The sequence below is a fragment of the Mesorhizobium sp. AR07 genome (assembly GCF_024746815.1).
In the GTDB taxonomy this organism is placed as follows: domain Bacteria; phylum Pseudomonadota; class Alphaproteobacteria; order Rhizobiales; family Rhizobiaceae; genus Mesorhizobium.
This window is the reverse complement of the sequence record NZ_CP080527.1, coordinates 105,005-128,451: the sequence shown is the minus strand read 5'-3', so window position 1 is coordinate 128,451 and position 23,447 is coordinate 105,005. Positions and strand designations below refer to the sequence as shown.

The following is a 23,447-nucleotide window of genomic DNA, read 5'->3' as shown; positions in this document are numbered from 1 at the left end:
TGAACCTCACGTTACTATTGCTTTTCGACCGGCGGGAAGGGCTTGCGGCGACATTCACTGGAATGATCTTGCCGTGGGAGGGCGGCGACGGCCCCGAGCGATCCCGGTTTCGGCTTCCTGGGAGTCCTCAGCAGGCGTTCGAATCGGCGACTAGTCCCCATGAGCCTTCCGACCGCTCCCGGGGACTCGTGGCTTGCCTTGTGACGAACGGTCGACACCATCGCGAATGCGAGCATGACCATCGAGACGTGGCGATGCCATCCGTGCCAAGAGCGGGTTTCGTTATGGTCGAGGCCCAGTTCGTTCTTCGCCGTGCGAAGGCCTTCCTCGATAATCCTGCAACATTGCTGCACTGCGACCAGTGTTTCGATCTCGGTTCCCGCTGGAGACCAGGTTGAAAAGTAGCAGAGAGCGTGGTTCGCATCGCGTCGGATCAAGAGCCCTGGCGTCCAGAGCCCGGAGCGCGTTTTATCGTATTCCGCGACGTCCAAGTCAGTGAACGGGCAGTAAGCCCATGATTCCGAGCCCTGGAGCGCCTCTCCTTGGGGCAAGCTCCGCCAGAGGGAGGGGTCGAGATTCCCTGCGATATCTTCGGCCGTGCCGCCTAATGGGAAGAAGCGATTTCGGGAAGCGAAATGATGGTTAGCGTTAACGGCGAGCACATAGCCCTTGCACCGGCCTCGCAGGGTCATTTCGATGTCGACGCTAGCGTAGATGCGGTCAGTGGCTACCCAGCTTAAGGGTACGTCGGCAGCGACGGTGCGTGCGATCATATCCAGTGCCAGGCGGGACTTTGTTGCGAAAGTCTTGCCGGCAGGCACCTGGGTCCGCGCCAAGCGGGCAGGGTCATCCGTCCAGGCCCTCGGAAGATACAGCGCGCGATCAACGAAAGCATGCCCGTGCCTGGATGCATAGGCCGCAAACACGCCGATCTGGCAGTTGGCTATCTTGCCAGTCGAGCCGTCGACCTGCCGCGCTACTCCGCACGAAGTGTTGCCTTGCTTGATGAAACCCGTCTCGTCGATCACGAGGACCGCTTCGTTGTCGGCCAGCGTTTCAAGCGCGTATTCGCGCACGATGTCGCGTAAGGCGTCTGCGTCCCATTTTGCCCTTCCGAGAATGGCCTGTTGGCGCCACGGCCCGGGGTCACCCGCAGCCTCGGCTCGCATCCAACCGGTCTTGCGATGCTCGTCCCGGAGCAGGCCTTCTAGGAACAGTCCTGCCGAAATCGCCACGCGTTCCTGAGGGAAAAGCCCGCTGATCCGGGCCTTCACCTCGCGTAGTGACGAGGCCCATATCTCGAATGTCGTTTCAATCGATTGAACCATCGCCAATAACCCCTTTTGGCCGCCCGTCACGGAATCGAAGAAATAAGTACTTCACCCATGAAATGCAATTGTAATACTTATCTCTTTCTCGATTGCTTTTTGCCGATAGCAGTAAGGACATGGCGGCAATTTAGGCGGCACACAAATCTCATATTATCTTGTTCGAAACAAGCTTGACTTAGCAAATCTTGATTGCCATAACCCCGGCGCAATCGAAAGTGTAAGCATCGACGCGAGAATGGCTTTGGGTATCACGTAACAACATTAGCTACACGTAATAAGCGTTGGTTATCTGTGAGTCAGGACTTCGTGTATTCTTTACATGAATCCGACATGTTCGAAGTATTGTCCGTGAGTAGTCGCGACTAGCAGTTTCCCAACTCTATGGCCCACGACGTTCTCTTGTGTTGTCGGATGGGAGCACGAATGGGACAGGACGCCGATCGGAACGCGTAGACGTATGCGTATCTCAGTGCAGCCGATTTCTGCTCGAATGCACCAAACGGGTTACGGATCAGTACTTCGAAACCAGGGGGGAGAACTGGGATGACCAGCTGGATAGTGTGCCGCTTACGAAGATTTATGGTCGACGCGTGGGAGACTTTTTCGGGAAGCTCACGCTTGCGGCGGCGTATTTTGATCGACGGATGAGCATGACCCACCTTCATGCCGCCGATTGCTCGGCCGGACTCTTCGACGTCAGGCCGTCGGCGCCGTACCGCATGGCGCGCGGGTCAGAAAGCCTTTCATAAATGCAGCGATGGGCAAGAAAAGGGTCACTTGAAAAGTGGCGTAATTAATCCATGCTTTGGCTTGTCGGAACTGGTCCCATGGCGCGCGATTACGCCTTGGTCCTTAAAAATATAGATATACCGTTTACTGTTGTCGGAAGGGACGTTGAGCGAACTGCGGTCTTTGCGCGCGACTTCGGTTGCGATGGTATCTCGGATGGAGTGGGCCACGCCGTACGCATAGCATTCCGTGGCGAAGTTGCTATGCCTAGCTTTGCCATTGTCGCGACCCCCGTTGATACCCTTGCCCCGCTTACGGCGCTTCTCGCTGATATATGTCCTCAGATTCTCGTGGAAAAGCCGGGCGCGCTTGAGGCGGCTGAGATGGAGGCAATATTTCGGCATCCGCGTATAGCTAGCGGAGTGACCTCCGTCTTCGTTGGTTACAATCGCCGTTTTTTGGCGAGCGTAAATACGCTCCGCAATCGATTGGCCGAAGAAGGATCGGTTCTCTCCGCAAGCATTGAATTCGACGAACCGGTTCCGCGAATCGAATCGCTTGACACCAACGCAGCAATTAAGGCGCGCTGGGGCTATGCCAATGCCTCTCATGTCTTCGATCTTCTCTTCTATCTCTGTGGCCGTTCCGTCGAGCTACACACCGTCGCGTCCCAGCCGGTGGATCCTGCGATTGCATGGCATCCAGGGCACTCGGTATTCGTGGGAAGCGGTCTTACATCAACAGGAACACGTTATGTATACCACGGCAACTACGCCTCGGTGGGACGCTGGCGCATTGCGATGAGTGTTCCTCGGCGACGGTACATACTGATGCCGCTTGAGACTTTGAAGATGGTCGAAGGGCCGTCAGTCGCCGAGCAAGATGTGCCGTTATTGTATAGGGATGACTCCAATCTCAAACCTGGTCTCAAGGGACAGGTTGAGGCTTTCCTCTCAGGCGACCCTGCAGCCCGCTTGGCCACAGCTGCATATCAAGCTTGGCACCTTCGTCATCTCGCAACAGTCTTTGGATATCCCCTGTGACCTCTCAGATCCTAAAAATAGACGTTGCATCGCACTCTTCAGTTCTCGCAGGAATAGGTGGCCCTGACCACCGCCGGGTCGGCAGTCCCCCGGTGGTAGAGGGTGCACGAGTGGCGGTGGTTGGGCTCGGTCTGATGGGCGCGCGCCACGTCACTGCAGCGCTACGTCGTAGGTGCACTATCGTGGGACTTGTTGATCCCTCCGCCAAGCCGCATGCAATCCAGTTGAATCCTGATCTTGCTTCGCTTCGCTGCGACAGTCTCGCAGAGCTTCCGTCCGATAATGTGGATCTCCTCGTCATTGCCACTACGGCAGACCTTCATCATAGGCTCGCGATAGAGGCAATCGGCCTTGGCTTCAGGCGCATCGTAATTGAGAAGCCTGTCTCTCAATCCGTTGATGAAGCAATCGATATCAAGCTCCGATCGGAGGACAAAGGCGTTCGCGTCATAGTCAATCATGGGAGACGCTATTGCGACGCCTACGCGCGCGTACGTCATCTGAAGGAGGAGATGGGCGATATTAAAACTGTTACGTTACGATTTGGCGGGGGGGCACTGGGCTGCGTCGGCACCCATTGGATAGATCTGGCGAACACGCTGATCGATGCAAGAGCGACCCATGTCTTTGCTACCGAAACCCAGCCCGCCGACAATCCGCGTGGGATGCGTTTTAATGATCCGGGCGCAAGTTTAATGATTGTTTATGAAAATGGAGCGTCTGCTTTTATTGACACCCGTGATGATGTTGGGTTTATGGGGGGAGCAGCGATTTCTTTCTCAAAGGGCGAACTGACTTGGACCGAAGAGTTCGGTCCTTGGACACTTCGCCGACGTCGCGGAGCAGATTTGGACCGCCCGCTTGCTCGTTACGGAACGCCGTTGTTTGCATCTCCTTTCTCCCCCAGTGCCACTGCACTAGATCCAAACGATATTCTCTGGCGGCATAATGGCGAACAGGCTGTTCTTGGCTATGCCCAGAGCGCGATGGACGATGCGTTGGGGGATCATCCTCCGATTTCGGGAATCGACGCTGCCATTCAAACGATGCGTATTTACGCGGCGGCTCGAGCCTCCCACGTTAGCTGCAATTCGGTCTGCATTGATACTATTGATCCGGCCTCTCTGGCAGCTCGTTTTTCCATTCCCTAATGTGTTCCTCCCTGTGAAAATTGGACATCGTGTATGTCATTGCAAGTCAGAAACGGGGTGGGAGAGCCTCGAGACCCTTCGACCTATATTGAGCCTGACAGCCACACTCGGTCGGGAACGATGTCCAGCCAACATAAGCAATTCGCATGGGGACGGCTTATTCTTTTCCTGACAGTTGCGGTAGCGCCCACCTTAGCAGCCGTTATCTACTCACAAATCGCAGCCTCGCCGATTTATGCTTCAGAGGTTTCATTCGCGATACGCTCACGAGATGGGCAGTCCTCAATCTCAGGACTTGGAGCACTTGCGGGTAACCTCGGTGTCGGACTAGCTGGATCGAACGATATTTATGCAGTCCGCAGTTATTTGCAGTCGACGGGCCTGTTTGAAAAGATAGACGCCGCAACAGGTTTCAGCACCGGTGCTGCAAAACATGATCGCGATTGGATCGTTCGTCTGCCAGACAATGCTTCGACCGAAGAGAAATTAGCCTACTATCTTTCTATGGTTCAAGTGAAAATCTCCAACGTCGAGCAAATTGTGACCATCCGTGCAGAGGCGTTCTCGCCGGAGGATGCGAGGACATTGGCGACGACCCTAATCCTTCGCACTGACGAGTTCGTAAACAAACTGAACGAGCGCGCCAAGCTCGATTTCGTAGCCTTCGCGGAAAGCGAGGTGAGGAAAGCTGAAGATCGTGTTAGCCGAACTCGTCTTGATATTATGCAATGGCGCAATGCTAATCTCCAGGTGGATCCCGAGAAGGCGGTTGAGTCTCAACTCACTATCATCAGCGGGCTCGAGACCGACTTGGCGAAGACGCGAGCTGACATCTCTCAGATGGAGAACATGACGACCGATGTTCAGGCGCGCATGCGGCTGATGCGGCTGCGCGAGCAAGCTCTGGCCAAACAGATAGAAGAGGAGCGGGCAAAGATCACCGGCAAGAATTCAGCAATGGCTACGATGCTGTCTGAATTCGAGCGACTCCAGATCGAGCGTGACCTGGCCGAGAAGTCCTATGCGACAGCGCTCGAGTCGCTCAGGGCGGCGCAGCAAGAGGCTACGCAAAAGCAGAAGTACATCGTCGTCACCGCAGATCCCTCACTCCCACAAGACCCGTCTTTCCCGCGCCCAATATTTCATCCGGCGATTGTTGCCGCCTCGGGGATCGGTATTTATCTTGTGCTGATTTTCCTTTTGTCTCTGGCGCGTGACTACCGTGACAGCCGCTAACGCTGCGGTATCCGCCTGTTCAATCCTTCTTCTCGGAGGGCCTGTCGGGCCCTTCTTCGCGAATCTCGCCCGAGTTTTGCGTGGCCGCGGGTTTGTGGTTGAGCGTTGCATGTTCAACCCAGGCGATCACCTGTTCGGCCTCGGCGGCGCGCTGGCATTGTCACCAGGCGACGTCGAGGCACAACTAGGAGTTCCGCCCTGGCATGCCGCAGTCGTCTTTGGTGTTGATCGTTACAGACACAAGATCTTCTTTGATGCTCTCCGCGCCAGAAATGTTCCCGTGCTTTGTCTGGAAGAGGGATACATCCGGCCCGGTTTCGTGACATGCGAATGGAACGGTTCTCATCACCATTCTCCTCTTCGCATGAGTCCAAATGTCGAGAGAAGAGATCATCTAGATCTTTCTGACGTTATGGAGCCGGACGAAGGGTGCTGCCATGGCTTACGTCAGACGTTGTTCGCCATTGCGCAAATCCTATGGCTCCGTGCGTTCATTCCCATCATGGGCGGAACCTGGCACCGCAAACGAAGGCTTGCGAAAGAGGCCTTGTGCTGGCCGCTTGGATGGATGCGACGGGCTCTCCATCGGCGTTCGGACGCGCGTGTTTTGAGGGAGCTCGTCAAGGCTGGCACGCCTTATCGCGTGGTGGCACTTCAAGTTCACGACGATGCCAATCTAGTAGCCAACGGGGAGGGATGGCGTGTCGAGACAATGATCAAAGAGCTCTTGGCAGCCTTCTCTCACCACGCGCCACCTGAGGAGCATCTGCTTTTCAAGATTCATCCCTTAGACGCGGGGCATCTGGACCATCGTTCCATCGTGGCTAATAGTTTAAGCTGCCACGTCAATGCCAAGCGAGTGCATGTCGTTTGCGACGTGCCGTTGGGGGAAGCCGTAAAGGCGTCTAGCGGACTTATCACCATCAATTCGACTTCGGGCCTCTCGGGTCTCCATCACGGCGTTCAGACAGATATCCTTGGGCAGGCCTTCTACGAAGGCAACGGACTCGCCCGGCACTGCCGCGATCTCATGAAGATTTGGACATCCCCTCATTCCCCCGATCCGCGTAGCGTCGCAACCCTACGAATGCGCATCTACACGCACGCTGTCATCCCCGGCTCATTTTATGGCGCCGGCGCTATGGAGCGTCTCGCTTGGCGCGTAGCGAGTCGCTTGACGACCGGCCTGCCGCGGCCGTCAATCATGGACAGAGAAGCTTTGAACCAGGAGTTCAGCCCCAACAAGAGTTCATAGAGCACCCAAATCATGTCGGATCTTTATAGGCGAACTGCACGCGTTCGTCGCCATCGATCGCACTTCGATATTCGCCTTCATTGAAAACAGCGGTCGCGATAGAGTTTCACCTCAGTTGATCCCGGTTGCCGCCTGCAAGAATCAACCAGCGCTAACCGATAGCTTTGCTTTCATTTTGACCACACGAGAGCCATGGACCAAGGAGGCGACCGGGGGCGGCTCCTCATTCCGGCACATGCGCCGAATGGATGAATGAATACACCGTCGCTCGGAACGACGTAGGCCGTCAACAATCAAGACAAATTTCGATTACCATAATCATACACTATGGCAGAGAGATTGCCTTCCACAGGGATATTTCTGAGTCTTCATCAAGCATCTGAGGGTTCATCCTGAAGTATTCTTGACAGGTACGGTAGAACTGCATTGCGGCAGGTCCGCCATTGCGTATATCGAAGATCGCATCGCGCAAGGCGTCCGGTGTTGCTGCCTTAATAGCCACGCCCATCTCGTCGAGCGGGATCGGTGGTCGCTCCTGGTGAAAGTCGGAGGCTATAACCGGCTTACCGAGCATTGCTGCCTCAAGGCCAGTATTAGAATAGCGCGTCACGACAATGTCCGCAGAAGCAAGCGATGCTGCGAGCGATCCATCCTTCTCGATCTCGGCGCTCGATCCGAGAGCAGCGGTGAGTGTGGACATACGTGTGATATCTGCGGGTCCTGAGCTAGGGTGAGTGCGAATGATAAGCTGGGCGTCCCGGTGCACTTCCATGATTTTGCACAGCGCAGCGATTACGGGCAGGCACCGATCCATAATCGGAGAGGCCGTAAACAGAATGCGGTAGCGTCCCGGTCCTGGCTTCTCAGCCCGGGCCGCTTTGAGCGAAGCGCTGTAACGCGGTGATCCTCCGATCAAGATTCGTTCCGGCGGTAGCCCGAAGAACGCCCTCATGAGCTGCGCCGAATGAGTGTCGATCACGACTTGTACGTCGCAGTTCGTTGGCTTGTAGCGTCGCCTTGGCCCAATAAAGACAGTCTGGACATCGAAGCTGTTCACACTGGATGGCATTCGTGCTCGGATGTCGGCGGCGAGCATACGAGAAAGCCAGTCGCGTCCTGGCAAGCAGATGAGTCGACCTGGGGCGGTAATGCGAACAATACTTCTCACATGTGCTGCTGAGATGAGTGTGGCAGGTAGAACTCGTTCAAGTAGACGTCGCAATTGCGGCTCAGAAAAGATAATATAGGGGCGCAGATTTTCATCATATCCCTCAAGTAGGAAGGAAATAATATTTGATCCGTGGTTCTTTAGGCTTTCAGGGATTTTATCCCCGGCGATTAATCTGGCCTGACGCTCCGGCTCTTCCCAGTGGGTAATCTTACGGGAGAAAGGAAGAACATCTGCAACTGAGATAGGAGCCTTGCCAGCCTGTGTTCGAGAAGATGTTGTGTTTACAAGATGCACAGGGCCACTGTTGAGAGCGAGCGGCATTAGCGCCTTGAGATCGACAATGTAGTTTCGATCAAACGGGCGGCCTGCGAAAAGAGTTGCACTCGAGGACGATATCGGACGGGTATCCGAAGCCTCACCTAGAAGGCCTAGGTCCGAGATCCATCTGACGGCGTCAGACGCAGCCGATTCCGCAGGATGGGTCGGAGCAATGTCGACGTCGTCATAGTCTGTCTCGACAGGTTTCGTCATGCGGATATCGATGGCGATGCCGGGATCGATATTTTGCGCAATTTTCGCCACGCACACCGCGAAAGGAATCGAATCGGTTACGATGGTGATGTGCTTAGGACTGCGTGCAAGGATGGCTTGCTGCGCCGCCCAGACAGGAATCATAGAGGAGAACAAAACATCATCGACGCGTATCGCAGCTTCACGCATGAGATCCGCGAGAGGGGCGAGAGGCGTCCCCTGAAGAATTGCAGTATACCGCTCCATAATTGTCTTAGACAGCCGTGCTGTCTCAGCCGACAGCAATTCCTCAGCTTCCGAATAAGGACCGGCGACTGTGGCGACAAGAGACGCGCGTTCAGCGAGGCCTGGCGCATCGCGCAGACTGCGCGGAGCAAATAATGTGTCAATCGGAAGAGATGCCCCCAAAGCCTGAGGCAGGGGGCCGTCGACTATCAGGAAATCAGCATCAAGAGGCTTCCAGTCGACTGCGACTATGCGGCCCTCGCTCCAATTGAAGCATTCAGGTGTCATCGCGACAAGCGACATCATCGCCTGGATTTCTAGCCGCAAATAGCGCTCGGCGACGAACCCCAGATCACCCGCGATTACCAATATCTGCAGGATTAGGAATTCGCTGCGCTGGTCCTCCGAATAATAACAAGCATCAGCCATGGCACGCAGCGTTTGCAGATGGCCCTCGTTAAGTCGGAGACGGGCGATTATGCGATCCGCACGGATACGTCGGGCGCGAGCGAAACGATCGGCCGGATCCTGGGGGAGAAGGGAAGCCGCGACAAAAGCTAGCCTCGCCTCCCAGTCTTCGACGTTCATCAGAGTGTCGATCAATTGATCTACACGTATGACTGGAGCTAAGACTATTCCGTCGTATTCGGAGGGGTCAACCGCGCCAGCCGACGGATTGAAAAGCTGAGCAAAAGCAATGGGAAATTGGCCGTCGAGAGTACCGTTCTCCATCGCGACGCGATGAGTACCGCCGCCTTCCACGCGCTTCCGGGAGGATAGCGGAAACTCTTCGTCCAATCTTTTCCGTTGAACCGAGTTCGCTGACAAAGCGGGAAAAGTTGCGATGGCGGGATGGGGTGAAACCGCCGAAGCTGTACTGGGATCGTGCTTTAGGCGACCGAGGCGTCGAGTAAACACAAGTTCGGCCGACTCAAGCGCAATAGGTGACGGCGAATTCAGGAACAAACCCCCTTTGTCCTTCCGTTTCTCGCCAATTGCCTTTATGGCAGCCCGGTCGCGAGCTACTACGGCGTAGTCAAAGACAGCGGCGCGATGAACGAGCCTATGCAAAGGGACATCGGCTCGTATGCTAGCGGCGCCGCCGTCTTCACCCGATGGGCGGATAGCAGGGCTTTTCACGTCGCGGGCTTTTCTATGAAAAAATCGACAGGATCAATTAGAGTTCCCTCACATATGTAACGAGCTGCCCAAAGAACGCATACAGCAACGAGTTCTTCTTGGCTCACGAGCGACAGATCGTCTATGGAAATTCGTCGCTCCATCAACGGATTTGTATAAACATTTAGCCTTGACATAAAGATGCGCCGGGATACCAGCGGCCGAAATCCTCTAAGTAGCGCAGCTACGGCAAGGGGATGATTATTAGTCATGACGGTAGAAGCTCGGCAGAGAGCTGAGTCAAAACGGTCGAGGGAGTCGTCCGACCAGTAACTGTTTCGACTAACCTGGAATGTTTCTATGGGGGCTCCCGCTCCAATAGCCTCATAGTCAATAGGGATATGACCCTGGTCGGAAAGCTGCGGCGTATCAGGCGTGTTTATAACCAGAGTGGTCGGCGTTATGGGATCCGGGAGTGCGATTCGAGCCGCGACAAAGGCGGCGTCGGCCCTCATCGCGGATGTCATAAGGCCTAAGCCATTCGTAAGTACGACTTCCATCTCGCTTAAGCGACGGGCCGACATCCAAGATGTTGACGGTTCCAGAACGTACCCATAGGCATGCCGGCCCTGATAGGTAAGCCGCGGCAACGGTGCAGGCGACAGACGCAGAATGTTGATTCCGCTGTCGCGCAACGCGACCACATGGCGGCGGCGAGCGGACGGTCCGACGATCGCGGTTGCTCCTAGGCGGATGATCTCGCTCACGCATCCATCGGGATCGGTTTGATTGCTTGCAAAAAGCAAGTCCCATTCCGGATAAGCGTGCTCAACCGTATGCCAAATCAACCGTTCCACACCTAGAACAACACCAATGGGACGAATGTCGGTGTTGGCTGACGAAGGAAAGGTTGTAATAGCGCGCAGGGCGCCCTGGAACGGCTTCGGCAGCGCTCCCGCACGCGCTTGATCACGGACGAAGGAGGTGATGAACCGTCGCAGTTGGTCTTTGTTTTTCCGAATCATGTCGGCTGGAGCATTGAGAACCCCAGTGCAATTAGATCGACGCGCACGCCACGCGGCACGCGCATCGTAAAGTGACGCTGAGAGTTGACACTAAACTCTATCTCCGCGCGCACCACATCTCCTTGACGCGCAACCGTAACGACATTGAGCCCCGACGATTCTCGTGGCAGCGTCATGATCATCACATCACCCGTTCCGCCGGTCGACGTGGCGGATACCTGGAGCCGCAATAGGCGACCCGTGGGGGGCACCATGTCTGTCGCATCGATATCGAGGAGTGTGTCGTCACCGACGATCTCTCGCGCAACATAAAGTGGGCCGTAGTTTGTCCGTGTCCAAATGCAAAAGGGTTGTGGCCAACCCTTGCAAATCATCGGCCTGAATCCCGTCGCAGGATCGAAGTAATACGCGATAGGCGCGCTCCGGCGCGCATCGAATGTTGGGTCGATATTGAGCGAATCTGGCCTGTTGATTCGTTGCGAAGACTGATGCCGGGTTAGGATCAGTTGGGCCGTGGCGTCAAGCCCGTTTTTCCCCTCTTTGGACTTACCGATATACACCGGCGTATACCAGCCGGCGAGCGGAAGACCCGAGAACCTCTGGCCGACGGTGTAGACGGCGTTCAAGCCGTCGGTCTCATTTTCGTGCTGGGCGAGATCCTCCCGCGTCAGAGCATTGTCGCGACCGCCTGGACCAACCTTGAGAATGTCGGCGATAATCGAGCGCTCGGTGTAGAGGAGGAATCTGCCGCTATTGTCGGTTGCCGAGCCACGATAGGCACCGATCCGGTCGGCATCGAGCCGCATTGTCTCCATTCCGTTGAGCATTCGCAGGGGGAAATTGAACACTCCCCGGGAGCCTTGCACGGTCGCGGGCGCAGGCGCGCTAACAATGACGGCTAAGAGGCTCAACGACAGAATCCTGTACGCGGACAACGGCATCGGCCACTACCTTGCCGGGGAATGATAATAGGAGCGATGTGAATGTCGGTGGACTGTTAGTGCGGATTTGGCCTATATCACAGTGTCCCTAGGGTACGCTAGTTGCGGCGTGCATCTGCTGTTGTCTTTGTTACTGGAGGCAGGCATGGGAGGGTGCGGCTATTTCGAAAGGGCGTAAGCATGAAAGTCATCGCCGAGATCGGCGTCAATCACGATGGCGACGTCAATATTGCGCTCAAAATGGTTGATGCGTGCAAGCGTCTCGGAGCTGACTACGCTAAATTTCAGATTTTTGATGCCGCCAAGCTGGTGACCGCCAGTGCGCGCCGCGCCACGTACCAAACACAAACCGTCGGCGCCGGTTCGCAGTTTGATATGCTAAAATCCCTGCAACTCAGCTACGACGACTTTCGCACCCTCAAGGCATATTGCGACGAAATCGGCATTGCATTTCTAGCCACGCCTTTTGACGAGGATAGCGCCTGTTTCCTCATAGATGATCTCGGTTGCCGTACGATCAAGGTCGGCTCTGGCGATATGGACAATCTCCCGCTACTGCTGCTTGTCGCGTCGAAGGGTGTCGAGATGATTGTCTCCACCGGGATGGCGACCGTAGATGAAATCCGCCGATCGGTTGACGCAATCGCTTATGGGCAGCTCTGCTACAGACGCGGCTCCGATCCCTTTGCGTCGGGTTTTCCCACCATTGACATGATCACGGAAGCGGGCAGGTCTTTGCAAGAAGATGGCACGCTAGCGGCCTTTCTTACCCTCCTACATTGCACGAGTGAGTATCCCGCACATCACCCGACGCTGAATATGTCGGCAATCGTCTTACTTAGGGAAGTATTTCACCCCGTTTCAATCGGATTCTCGGACCACTCAACGGACGACGTTGCCGCAATAATGGCGACCACTCTCGGGGCAACTGTGATCGAGCGCCACATCACATATGACAAATTGGCCGAAGGCCCCGATCACGGTGCATCGCTTGACGAACGGGAATTCGCGCGCATGATGGATCGTATCAAAGCTACTGCTAATGCGCTGGGGAGCGGGCAGAAGAATCCATCTGACAACGAATTGGCTCTGCGTGGCGTTGCGCGCAAGCGTATCGTTGCAGCGCGCCCGATCAGGGCTGGTCAGATCCTTACGCACAAGGATATAGCGCTCAAACGCTCATCCGAGGGACGCCCGGCAGGGGATATCTTTGACGTCATTGGTCGTGCCGCGACTGACGACGTCAACATTGACGATGCAATCAGTACATAAGAAGTTAGATGAGCGAGGCCAGCTATCACTTGGTATTCCTCGGGGCCGGGGGGCATGCGCGCGTCGTTAGCCGCATTTTAACGCGGGCTGCCATTCACTCTGAAGCATGGCGCAACGAGGCCGGTAGCCGACTATTGCCATACAGATATGAGGCTATTCATATAGTTGCCTCTCAGGGAGAAACGAAGGAGATCGTCGAAGTCCTGCTCGTTGCTTTTGGCAATACGCCGGACAGCGCGTCCAATATGGGCGGAAAGGGGCCCGTGGTCCACCATCACGCAAGTGATGGCGCTTGCATATCGCATATTGCCGGCCTCCCTGGTCCAGTCAAAATGGTTCTCGTCAATGGTATCGGACAGCGGGCAACAATAATGAACGATGGCCTGAATCCGCGGCTCACGGCGGTGGATCAATACGAATCTATGCAGTTGGTCAAAGAGGGTTTGACGGTTCTCGAACCGCCGATAGTCGACCCTGCCGCCATGCTACTGGACGCCTATGAGGTTTACATGGGTGCGCTCAAATCGCGTGGAACAGACGGTCAGATCGCGCATGGCGCACAGGTCCACATAGGCGCCAACCTGAGCGCGCAAGTCTATGTGGGACCACGCGCGATCATCAATACCGGGGCCAACATTGACCATGACTGCCAAATATCCGCCGGAGCTTTCATTGGTCCTGGCGCGATCCTCTGTGGTGGGGTCGTCGTTGGTCAGGCTGCATTTGTAGGGGCGGGCGCTATTGTTCTGCCGGGCGTGAAGATTGGATGTGGCGCCTTGGTTCCGGGAGGAGCCGTTGTCGATCGTGACGTCAAGGACAATGCCATAGCCGAATCACGTGACGATCGCCGGATGCGTGCCGAACTACGTCGCCAGGATAGTTAAAGTGCAGATTCCCTCAGCAACGCGCCGCATCGCAATCGTGACGACCACTAGGGCAGAGTGGCACTTGCTCGAGCCGGTCGTCAACGAATTCGCCACGAGGTCAGGCCTGGAAACGTTCGTGCTCGCTGGTGGCACCCATCTTAAAAAGGCCTTTGGTATGACTGTTCGGGCCGTCGAAGCATCGAGTCTATGCCCGATCCACCAGGTCGACTTCATGCCGAATGAAAGTATCGCATTATCCGACCATACTGCCATGACGCGGGTCATCGGGCAGGCCGTCATCTCGTTTGCCGACGCCTTTGAACGTTACAAGCCGGACGTGGTCCTTGTACTTGGTGACCGCTTCGAAATCCTGAGTGCAGCTCTAGCTGCTGTGTCAATGCGCATTCCTTTGGCCCACCTTGAGGGCGGTCACGTTACCGAAGGGGCCGTAGACGAGCGCTATCGGAATGCGATAAGTAAACTTGCTGACATTCATTTCCCGGCCCTTTCCGTGCAGGGTGAGCGTCTGCGCTCTATCGGCGAGGTGGAATCGCGAATCGTCACGACAGGGCCAATCGGTGCCTCGCTCGCGCGTCGCGCGGAGCCGTTGGCTGCAGTCGACATGGAAACACTTACAGGGTTTAATCCTGAACATCGTGCAATCCTGATCGCCACCATCCACCCCGAGACAGCTTCCACAACGAAAGCTGACCAAATCGCAGATGTCACAAGAAGGGTTGTAGAGGCCGTTCTCGACTTAAAGCTGTCACACAAAGGACCTAAGCCTGCCATCTTGTTTACGCTCGCCAACCTCGACCCCGGCGGTGATATAATCAACAAGGAACTCTACGCCTTGATGAAAAGATTTCCAGAGGATGTTCATGTTCTGCCGTCGATTGGACACCTCTATATTCAAGCGCTTATGGCGTCCGCTGGAGTTATGGGGAATTCCTCCTCTGGCATTTTAGAGGCCTGCGCCGTTGGCGTCCCGGTACTCAACATCGGTAGTCGCCAAGAAGGACGGGACCGCTACGGCCCCGTAACGGATGTTCCTTGGGATGTCGCGATGATTGTGCCTGAAATCCAGAGCTTGTTGATGGGATTCCAATCCAGGCACATCGGAGATGTTTATCAACCGCGGGGTGGGATCGAGGCAAGACCTGCGCGTTCCGACGCGCCAGACCCATGGGTGATCATCGCTGATCATGTGTCAGGTCTCGATCTGGCAACACTTCGTAGTAAGCCTTCAGCATCCCTAAACCGAAGCTAAATCTTCCGTTTTGACTTTAGAGACGAATAGGCTGCCAGTTCCATCTGAGCCGTTCATAGTATCCGTTTGGAGATCAGATTGAGTGCTCATGCACGACGTGCTTTGTCAGTATCAAGCGCGGCGCTTGAACGGACGTCAGTCCTCTCCATGCTTCGATTGCCGCAAATCAGCACCGTACCTGGAGATGGCCAACCCGTCCTTATCAACTCTTCCGAAATAGCCGACCGCCGACTGGGCGGCCGGATGCCGGATTATGTAAGAGGCAAGCACCTCATGCTGAACGGGCGTTCGGAGGAACGTGTCTTTCGTATCGCTTATCAAGTCGCGGAGAAGCTATGCCGACTTCTGCAGGTCAGCGGAACGGGGGTGCCGAAAGAGATTTGCGACCTGGCGTGCCGCCACGCCGCGGCGACCCGATTTCTCGTGATGAACGATCTTGTCGGGCTGCTGCGACCGCTTGTCGATGCGCTGGAAGTTTGCCGTGAAGGTGGTTATGAAGGGCCCTCCTTTCCTTTCCACGAGCGGCTCGCCGCGACAGCCGCAGAGGAGATCAAGGGATGGGACGAGGTGAACAATGGTCACCTATCCAATGCCTCGATGCACGGTGTGCATTTGGGATCAGCGCAATCCCATCTCGTAGATACTTCGTCAATGCTGGGCCTGCCGGATGGCCTGCGCCCGGATATCGTTATCGAGCCGACGACCACTTTTCCTCAGTCATTTCGCCCGATTGGTCTCATTTGCGCTTTCCGTCTCTTACGGCAGGCAAGCGTGCCGCCGGCTCTATCTTTTCTATTGAGCCATGTCGTTCATCGCATCCTGAACGGCCGCCTTGAGCAATTGGCGGGAACCCCTCTGCAGCCTTGCGATCTTGCCGCCCACCCGATCGTCTATTGGACGAATATGTCATTGCGATCCGTATTCCATGCATCTAAGCGCCGGTTGTTAGGACTGCCTACAATCGCTGCACACACAATTTTAATGACGCAATCGGAGCGTTACATCTGCGATGTCTTCGATGCTACCCTTTCGGTCGGAACCGGACAGCCGCTTGGAAATTCGCAGGCATTCCGCGGTAGAAGCGCCATTGAGCCGCGTATGCTGCAATCTTGCGGCCCTGTCATGCTAGCGCTTCAGCCCCAACTGGATATTTTGCGGAATCTGTCGAGGTTCGGCCGCATAGCGGCTGAGGCTGGGCACAACGTCATCGTTCGCCCTCACCCCGCCCATAGACGCGCGCCCCAGGGACTAGTCGTTTGGAGAGAGATGGCTCCGCCTTGGGTCGAAGATTTCGATGTGACGCCGGGGACAGCAAGCCTTGTGGTGACCGGAACAAGCAATTTTGCGATCGAGGCTTGCCTCGCCGGCTGTCCAGTTGTGCTCGTTGCTTCGGACTTCGATCGTTACGCTATCTGGGGCAGGCATCCTGCTCCGGGGCTCCATATCGCGCCAGAACGACTCTTAGCACTTTCAACCCAGGATATCACTAATATCACTCTCTCCGCCTTCCAGGCGACACGATCGTTTATCGATTACTATACAAAGCTTCCGGTATTCCATATTCCTGTGGCCTCCGATGAAGCTTGACCGTCTGGCAGGCGGACGAAGATCCCTGCATTTCACGCTAACTCCGAGTTAGAAGAGAGCACTGTATCGTCGCTGCAAAGAGAAGGACGCCCTGCCATCCGAAGTCTGATAGCGCCGTCCAGGCGGAGTAAGGGCGTCCGAACTAGGAGGCTAGGAAGAGTTGAGGAGCCGCAGCGTAGCGTGATCTCGGATTTTTTGGCCTTAGGTCCCTATCCGCCGTACCGGCGCTCCAGCGCGTCGGCAATTCGCTCGCAAAGCAATTCCGAGGTCACGACTGTGAGGTGGAGACGGAGGCGAACTCCGTGTGTATCAACTAGGGTAGTGACAATACCGCGATCAGAGTACTCGGCGAGCTCGAGGACATCGTCGATGATGAAGTCTGGTATTTCTCGAAGCCTCTTAGAGCGCTCATCCACCGGGCTCTCCTCCCAAATTGGTGGCTTTCCGGGCAGGCCGAGTCTCATTCGCTGGAGTTCGGCGTAGCTCTCGGCAAGGTCTTGAGCGTTGAATAAATGCCGAGTTACGTTGCCATTTTCGACGACCTGAACAATCCATTGGCCGTCGACACTTTTCAGTCGAACGTCATTCGGTTCCCCGATAACCATATCCGCGATCCGTTTCGACAATAAAGAACGAGTAATGACGGTGGAAGTCAAAGCCGGCGTATCCGTAGATGAACAACATTCGGCCAACATAATATTCAATTATAGCTTTTCTCTCGGCATGTTCGTCGCCACGCCATGCCAATCCGTTCGATTGATTTAGAGCGCTCCACGCTTCAGCTTAAGTCTCTACAGATCGTCAAATCAAATCAACTTCTTCGCACACCAACTCCGGTTCATCCGCCGGTGTCTCTTCACCAACGCTAGGTAATTGAGACGCCATGATCTCGTTACTTATGAACAATTTGCCGTCTGTGATGTTAACAGCGAGGTTCGCAAACGCGCGCGCCACATTGAACTGCCGTGAAGAAAACAAAATGAGACGCCCTGCAACGTGCTCCGACAGCAGTCCCCCGACATAGCGAAGGAATCGCTCAGGAAACGCCGGGTGGGCCAAAGCGCCATCGATGACAAGAATGTCAACATCGATAAACCTTGCCATGGCTATCGATAATGCAAGACGCTGATGAGCTTCAGCCTTGTCGAGCCTGGTTTCAAGTATGTTGGGCCATGGCAGGATACCGTGGAGTTCGCGCAATGCATGGCTCGCATCGAAACCATATATCTCCCCCATGAAATTCACGATTTCAGCCCCACGTACCGGGATCGCAAAGGGACTGGTCCTCCCCACGGGATAGGAGCAACGACCCTCTCTGCTAATGGATCCCAGCGCTGGGTCTCTGCGTCCAACGATCAGATCGACCAGACACCGCCGATCGTTCTCCTCGCCTGTGAGAATATAGCGATCCGCGGCGATGTCGACGCTGGCACCCGATAATACTATTCTGCGGCGAGAAGATCGCCCTACCGGCGAAACCCGCTCAACAAGGTGGACATCCCTTAAGCTTATACGCCCTGCTGACCTCATGCGTATTCCCCGTGTCGTGCGCGGGCACGGCGGTCCATCACGGCACAGCCAAATCCGATAGCCAGCGTAGCGCAAAGGAAAGAGAAGACGTAAACAAACGATGCGTCCGTGCTATCATACGTATAAAACCAGCCACTCCGCGCAAATTGCGATAGGTGCAGGATGGGGTTCCATAAGACATACGCCGCATACTCCCCGGGGACCTGTTCGCTCACAAAGAACAAACCCGAGAATGTCGCTATGATTCGTAGAATCATTACGTAAATTTTTCTAAGCCCTGGATAATAAAGAGAACCGTGGTATGCAATTAGACCGCTACCAAGCCCAAGGGCGGCAGTCGACGCAAGTGCTCCCGCAAACATCAGCGGATTTTCCGGCAAGCGGGTCACCCGGGCCGCCACGCACCCACCAAGCATGACAATCCCAATGCAGCTATTGACTATCACACCTTTGACCGAAGTTCCCACGATCACATCGAATCGCGAAACGTCGGGGTGATCAATTAAATGTACCAACGCGCCTGGCCCGGCTAGTGCTGCTAAGAAGGTCGTACGGAAGGTAAGCCAGACAATGACCCCAATAACTGCGAATGGAAAGGCCGGCATGTCGAACACTTCTCCACCGTGCAAGAGAAGTGTAGCAAACGTGATCAGGATTACGTGCAGAAGGGGCTCAACAAGCCACCAGAACATACCGAGCCGGTCACTATTCATATCTGTATGGAATCTTAACCCCCATAACGCAGACCAAACTGCCAATGCAGGCGCGCGGCGGGGCGGACGCGGCACATCCACTGCCCCGACAATTCCACTGATCGATTGTATCAGGATTGCATCCGCGCGTGGACTGCCGACACTAGTACGGACCTTGCGAGCCTGTGACTCGGCAATTTTCTTTCTGCGTCCCGATTCAAAAGCAAGGACCTCGATCTCACGCCGGAGACGCTCGACAGGTCCAGTCGCCTGCTCCACATATCTGTTATATATCTCGATCCGCGCAGATGCTTCGGCCTCTCCAGCCATGGAGAGCGCCGATACATCCATGACGGCAGGCTCCTGTGGTTCCCGACTCATCGGTTCCTGACATTATTCGCCGATATGCTCTTCGGGCGCTGCGCAGGAGTGAGCCTTGCACCAGCATATTGTATGATACGCATCATGGCTAAATCTTGTGGGTTGTTCTTGAGAACGGTCATTGCCCGGTGAAGCGCCTGACCATATTCCCCGCGCTCATGGTGTAGTTTTGCCTTGACCCCATTAGCTATCGAGTTTTCACGCTCGATCAGCAACAGATTCTCAGCGATAGCCTCTGCCCGCCCGTAGTCCTTCGTGCGGAGAAAAAACCGCATGGCGGCGCCACTCACCTCAACGTCAGCGACATTGGCGATACTGTCCCACAAGGCCTCAACCTGGGAAACTACCCCGGCTCTTATGGCCTTCTGGAGGCTTCGATTAAGCTGTGTAATGGCAGCGGAACGCAGCTTAACCGCAACAACGTCGCCTTCATTTTGCGCTAGCACAAGATCCGCGAAGGCGATAACAGCCGCGTAATCCCCAGCAGTGGACGCTGCTTTGAGACCTATTCTGCTCGCGCGATGTACGAGCACCGCATTTTTATCTGTTTTACTACCATCGAGCCGACGCAGATCGTCCACTTGCTCCTCTAGTGAGCGCGACGCAGACGAGGCAACGACGAATTGCGCCGAAATCCTAGGTTGTGTCAGATCGGCATTGGGAAGCCGCGCCAGCGAAACATAGGCCGAAGCAAGGTCGCCCATGTCAAGGCATGCCGCCGCGTGCAATCGCAAGGCCTCGGCATTTCGTGGGTCTTCATCGAGTACCTTCGCCGCGGCCTTCCTCAGTTCGCTTCCCGAAAGTTTACGGGCGGCAACGAGCTCTTTCTCGAACAGACGGGCGAGACCGCTCCGGGCGGACGCATCGTCGGGAGCGATGTCGAGAATACAATGGCAAAGAAGAGCCCTGTGAGCACGACTTTCATCATTCCCACCAGCGGTATTGCGCAACATAGAGTGGCAACGGCGGACGGTTGGGGCAACAAAATCAGCAGCAAGAATTCCTTCTCGTAGGATCATATCACGCAACACGAATACAGCGTCAGCTCTTAGAAGAAGACCGACCAACGATGCCAATGTAGCTTGATCGAGAAGGCCAGCTTGCTTGGCCACCGTGCCAAGGATATCAATGTTTTTGCGCGAAATGCCAATACGGGCAAGTGCCGCAAGGGCGGGCTTGTCCTTGGGTCGCTCAGAAAGGATATCCATATAAATTTTTATCGCGGATTCATGATCGCCTATACGGGTTATGGTCTGCGCCGAAATCATGCGAAAATCCCCACGTCCTGAGCTCGCTTCGCGTCGGCCAACACCGACTGACGCGTCGGATACAGCGAGCTTGGGTGTATCGAGGCGAGCCGGTGTCCGACGGCTCCGCGGCTGTTTCTGCCTCTGTGGCTGGTCCTTACCTACTTTATTTGACATGGAATAGCCTTCTGTCTGGGATTTTAGGGCAGTTCTGCATTGCATGTGAGACTAGTCTAGATTTTGACGACCGCGTTGGCCGCCTATGGAGGGTTTTCTTCCTGTGTGGTTCCGGGATACAGCGAAGTTAGATGTCTTGATGCTATCTGAGTGAGGCACTCGATACGTTCCGATGAGAGGCTGTCAAATCCGACCTTTCGCCATTGCCCCGCCATCTCGCAAAGCAATTGCGTTAGTTCTGATGTGTCGGGGATATGCTGAGCCACGAACAGAACGGCGTCGAACAACTCGCCGTCGACTCTTTTGCTTGAGAGGAGCGGTAACGTCGTTACGAGAAGGTCGAATGTGCTAGGGATAGACCCCCCCTGAGCGATGGTTGACGCAACCTGCGTGCGCAATCCTTGAGCAAGCGCCCTTGAGAGGTCGACTGCCACTTCGTTGGTTGGCGACAGTTGGATGGCAATCGCAATGAGTTCGACGAGACGCTGTTCGTCTAGCGGCCCACGAAGGGCCGCCGCGATCATTCGCGACAATCGGCTAACCAGAGTAACTTCAGTTGCCGTCGGCACACGGTCTCGATCCAGGGAGCCTAGCAACCTGGCAGCCATTCCGAGGTCGCCCTTGCGCATGGACGTCGTGACCTTCGTCAGGATCTCCGATACCAGGGCATCCCTTTGTTTTGGCTCTGCATCTTTCATTCAGTTGGAGCCACGTTATCGATCGCCCCGCCTAAGGCAATTTTCTCAGCTGCGTCCCAATCCTCTATCGTGTCAATGTCAATAGCCTCAGATGCGGGGACAAGTGTGCCGGCGCAACGGGACAGTATAAAAGCCCCGCGTTCGACGAAGGCATTCCGTTCCACCGAGTAAGCCGCTCCTGTGATCACATGCGTCGGATTATCGAAATCGTCAGCCCTCTTCATACTCACGATATTGAATTGACCTTCAGGATTTTTGGTCGGGATGGTTAGGCCTGTCGCGATCTCGGTGATACGCCGCATGCCGTTTGATTTCAGTGTGGGCATCCATCCAGTTGAAGGGTCACGTTCACCAATGGCGCAAGCTGTAATGGCGGAGCCGGCAAAGCCACAAGACACCGATCTGATCACACTCGCGACTGATGCAACGGATGCAAGCGGCGAAGTGGGTTGTAGAAGACTGACAATGTCCATTCGTCCAAACCGCATTTCGGCATCCAAAAGTGCATGAACCGCGGCATCGAACGATGTGGCGGATGACGTGGCCAGATGCATAGGGCGCTCGATCGCCTCAATACCTTCGGGCGCGAGGTAGATGACTTCGGGATCATCGGTTGAGACCACGACATGATCGAGATGGCCCAGGTTGATTAGAGCGAGCGCGCGTTCGTAGGTCCAAGTTATCATTGGCTTGCCCGCGAACTCGCGAGTATTCTTGCCTGGAAGACGGACAGAGCCGGCCCGCGCAAGTATGATGCCGATGCGTCCGGTCAAGCGATTGCCGCCAGTCGCGTCAACAGAATATCATTGGCACCTTCGGTTTTGGCTAGAGCGTAGGCCAAAACGGCATGCACTTCATCGATCTGTCGATCGGTTATATTGGTCGAACACGGGAGAGGTAGAACCCTTCGCCATAGGGCGTCCGCCACGGGGTAAAGATCATCGGTGGAGAGACCTGCCTGCTTCAACGAGCTGAGAAGCGGAGCATAGGCCTCTTGGAGGTGCATCGGTTTCCAAAAGAGTCGAACGCCAATGCCACGGGAGTTGAGCACGGAAACGACATCGCGAATATCTGTTTCAGGCCGTAAGACTACACCGGAAAACCAATCGCCGCGCTCCGCCAAGCGGTGTCGTGGAAATACGTCCAGATCGTGCTTGTGCGCAAAAAGATCGTGCCGCGCCCGTATTCTCGCCTTGGCTGCGATGAAACTATCTAGGCGTGCGATCTGCGAACGCCCGAGAGCCGCTTCGATATTGGTCATCCGCTCGTTGAAAGCGGGCCTATCATGATCATAATTGACTCCCAACCGCCCAGTCGACGCCAAGCTCCTTGCTGCTGCGATGAAACCGTCGTCACCCACGATGGCCCCGCCGCCGCCCGTGGTCATGGTCTTGTTGCCATTAAAGGAAAACGTCGTTGCGTCGGCGTGCCCTCCGATTGGGCGCCCATCAAAGGTCGAACCGATTGCCGCGGCCGCATCGGCAACAATCCGGATCCCATGGCGTTCAGCGAACACCTTGACATCAGTCATGTCGATCGGGTTTCCCATTGGGTACACAACTATGATTGCCCTCGGTTTGGGCAGGCCAACCGCAACCAGTCGGCTGACCATCTGTTCCGCGTGATTAATGTCAATTGCCCAAGTTGCCGGGTCGATGTCCACGAAGATCGGGTCAGCCCCCGCTGAGTGGATCGCGTTGGCGGTAGCAACGAAAGTGTATGTCGGACATAGCACCAGATCGCCGCGGCCGATCCGTAAGGCCCTCAACGCGATCATGAGAGCGGCAGTTCCAGAGGCAACCGCTACAGCAGAGGAGGTGCCGCTAGCAGCGGCAACAGCTTGCTCGAATGCAGGAACATCGGGGCCAACGGAAGACACCCAACCATCGGTCATTGCGGTATGGACAGATGCGATGTCCTCGGGACCAATATTAGGTACGGCGAGCGGGATAGTGGAGACGGTTTGCATC

General features: G+C 55.6%; 18 protein-coding genes and 1 pseudogene. 8 read left to right on the top strand and 11 right to left on the bottom strand.

Annotation, left to right across the window (positions count from 1 at the left end; genetic code table 11):
* Positions 1-179 precede the first annotated feature (179 nt).
* Positions 180-1,328: pseudogene (locus BPNPMPFG_RS35060) on the bottom strand (IS701 family transposase); the annotation flags it as partial.
* 830 nt (positions 1,329-2,158) lie between these two features.
* On the opposite strand from BPNPMPFG_RS35060, the gene BPNPMPFG_RS35055 reads away from it, so the two are divergent.
* The 4 genes from BPNPMPFG_RS35055 to BPNPMPFG_RS35040 all read left to right on the top strand — a co-directional run bounded on the left by BPNPMPFG_RS35055 (position 2,159) and on the right by BPNPMPFG_RS35040 (position 6,745).
* Entirely contained in the window at positions 2,159-3,103 is a 945-nt protein-coding gene (locus BPNPMPFG_RS35055; RefSeq protein ID WP_258598126.1) for a Gfo/Idh/MocA family oxidoreductase, read from the top strand.
* The gene (locus BPNPMPFG_RS35050) at positions 3,100-4,254 is read left to right on the top strand and encodes a Gfo/Idh/MocA family protein (RefSeq protein ID WP_319946028.1); all 1,155 of its coding nucleotides are present in this window, start codon (positions 3,100-3,102) and stop codon (positions 4,252-4,254) included. The genes BPNPMPFG_RS35055 and BPNPMPFG_RS35050 overlap by 4 nt, the downstream gene beginning before the upstream one ends.
* Positions 4,255-4,374: 120 nt before the next feature.
* Positions 4,375-5,490: a KpsE/RkpR family capsule polysaccharide export protein gene (locus BPNPMPFG_RS35045; protein ID WP_258598125.1), complete on the top strand. Its 1,116-nt coding sequence runs from the start codon at positions 4,375-4,377 to the stop codon at positions 5,488-5,490.
* A 109-nt stretch (positions 5,491-5,599) separates the two neighbouring features.
* Entirely contained in the window at positions 5,600-6,745 is a 1,146-nt protein-coding gene (locus BPNPMPFG_RS35040) for a capsular polysaccharide export protein, LipB/KpsS family (protein ID WP_258598124.1), read from the top strand.
* Between the two features lie 325 nt (positions 6,746-7,070).
* Here BPNPMPFG_RS35040 and BPNPMPFG_RS35035 read toward each other — a convergent pair whose 3' ends face one another.
* The 3 genes from BPNPMPFG_RS35035 to BPNPMPFG_RS35025 form a co-directional block, all read right to left on the bottom strand.
* Entirely contained in the window at positions 7,071-9,470 is a 2,400-nt protein-coding gene (locus BPNPMPFG_RS35035; protein WP_258598122.1) for a CDP-glycerol glycerophosphotransferase family protein, read from the bottom strand.
* Positions 9,471-9,808: 338 nt separating this feature from the next.
* The gene (locus BPNPMPFG_RS35030; RefSeq protein ID WP_258598121.1) at positions 9,809-10,816 is read right to left on the bottom strand and encodes a hypothetical protein; all 1,008 of its coding nucleotides are present in this window, start codon (positions 10,814-10,816) and stop codon (positions 9,809-9,811) included.
* Positions 10,813-11,622, bottom strand: a complete 810-nt coding sequence (locus BPNPMPFG_RS35025) for a hypothetical protein (protein ID WP_258598120.1) — start codon at positions 11,620-11,622, stop codon at positions 10,813-10,815. Before BPNPMPFG_RS35025 ends, BPNPMPFG_RS35030 begins: the two co-directional genes overlap by 4 nt.
* Before the next feature lie 315 nt (positions 11,623-11,937).
* Here BPNPMPFG_RS35025 and BPNPMPFG_RS35020 point away from each other — a divergent pair, with 315 nt between their 5' ends.
* The 4 genes from BPNPMPFG_RS35020 (at position 11,938) to BPNPMPFG_RS35005 (ending at position 16,752) form a co-directional block, all read left to right on the top strand.
* Complete coding sequence (locus BPNPMPFG_RS35020; protein ID WP_258598119.1) at positions 11,938-13,029, top strand: N-acetylneuraminate synthase family protein; 1,092 nt, start codon at positions 11,938-11,940, stop codon at positions 13,027-13,029.
* A gap of 8 nt (positions 13,030-13,037) precedes the next feature.
* Positions 13,038-13,913, top strand: coding sequence for an LbetaH domain-containing protein (locus BPNPMPFG_RS35015; protein ID WP_258598117.1), 876 nt, complete (start codon positions 13,038-13,040; stop codon positions 13,911-13,913).
* 1 nt (position 13,914) lies between these two features.
* Entirely contained in the window at positions 13,915-15,165 is a 1,251-nt protein-coding gene (gene neuC, locus BPNPMPFG_RS35010; protein WP_258598115.1) for a UDP-N-acetylglucosamine 2-epimerase, read from the top strand.
* Positions 15,166-15,408: 243 nt separating this feature from the next.
* Complete coding sequence (locus BPNPMPFG_RS35005; protein WP_258598113.1) at positions 15,409-16,752, top strand: hypothetical protein; 1,344 nt, start codon at positions 15,409-15,411, stop codon at positions 16,750-16,752.
* Positions 16,753-16,961: 209 nt separating this feature from the next.
* Here BPNPMPFG_RS35005 and BPNPMPFG_RS35000 read toward each other — a convergent pair whose 3' ends face one another.
* The 7 genes from BPNPMPFG_RS35000 to BPNPMPFG_RS34970 form a co-directional block, all read right to left on the bottom strand.
* A complete protein-coding gene (locus BPNPMPFG_RS35000) occupies positions 16,962-17,408 on the bottom strand; it encodes a hypothetical protein (protein WP_258598111.1) in 447 nt (148 codons plus the stop codon).
* 145 nt (positions 17,409-17,553) lie between these two features.
* Entirely contained in the window at positions 17,554-17,997 is a 444-nt protein-coding gene (locus BPNPMPFG_RS34995) for a hypothetical protein (RefSeq protein ID WP_258598109.1), read from the bottom strand.
* A 281-nt stretch (positions 17,998-18,278) separates the two neighbouring features.
* Positions 18,279-19,325, bottom strand: a complete 1,047-nt coding sequence (locus BPNPMPFG_RS34990; RefSeq protein ID WP_258598108.1) for an ABC transporter permease — start codon at positions 19,323-19,325, stop codon at positions 18,279-18,281.
* Between the two features lie 26 nt (positions 19,326-19,351).
* The gene (locus tag BPNPMPFG_RS34985) at positions 19,352-20,623 is read right to left on the bottom strand and encodes a tetratricopeptide repeat protein (protein ID WP_258598107.1); all 1,272 of its coding nucleotides are present in this window, start codon (positions 20,621-20,623) and stop codon (positions 19,352-19,354) included.
* A 239-nt stretch (positions 20,624-20,862) separates the two neighbouring features.
* Entirely contained in the window at positions 20,863-21,477 is a 615-nt protein-coding gene (locus tag BPNPMPFG_RS34980) for a hypothetical protein (protein ID WP_258598105.1), read from the bottom strand.
* The gene (locus BPNPMPFG_RS34975; RefSeq protein ID WP_258598104.1) at positions 21,474-22,250 is read right to left on the bottom strand and encodes an acylneuraminate cytidylyltransferase family protein; all 777 of its coding nucleotides are present in this window, start codon (positions 22,248-22,250) and stop codon (positions 21,474-21,476) included. Before BPNPMPFG_RS34975 ends, BPNPMPFG_RS34980 begins: the two co-directional genes overlap by 4 nt.
* Complete coding sequence (locus BPNPMPFG_RS34970; protein WP_258598103.1) at positions 22,247-23,446, bottom strand: DegT/DnrJ/EryC1/StrS family aminotransferase; 1,200 nt, start codon at positions 23,444-23,446, stop codon at positions 22,247-22,249. The genes BPNPMPFG_RS34975 and BPNPMPFG_RS34970 overlap by 4 nt, the downstream gene beginning before the upstream one ends.
* Between the last annotated feature and the right edge of the window lies 1 nt (position 23,447).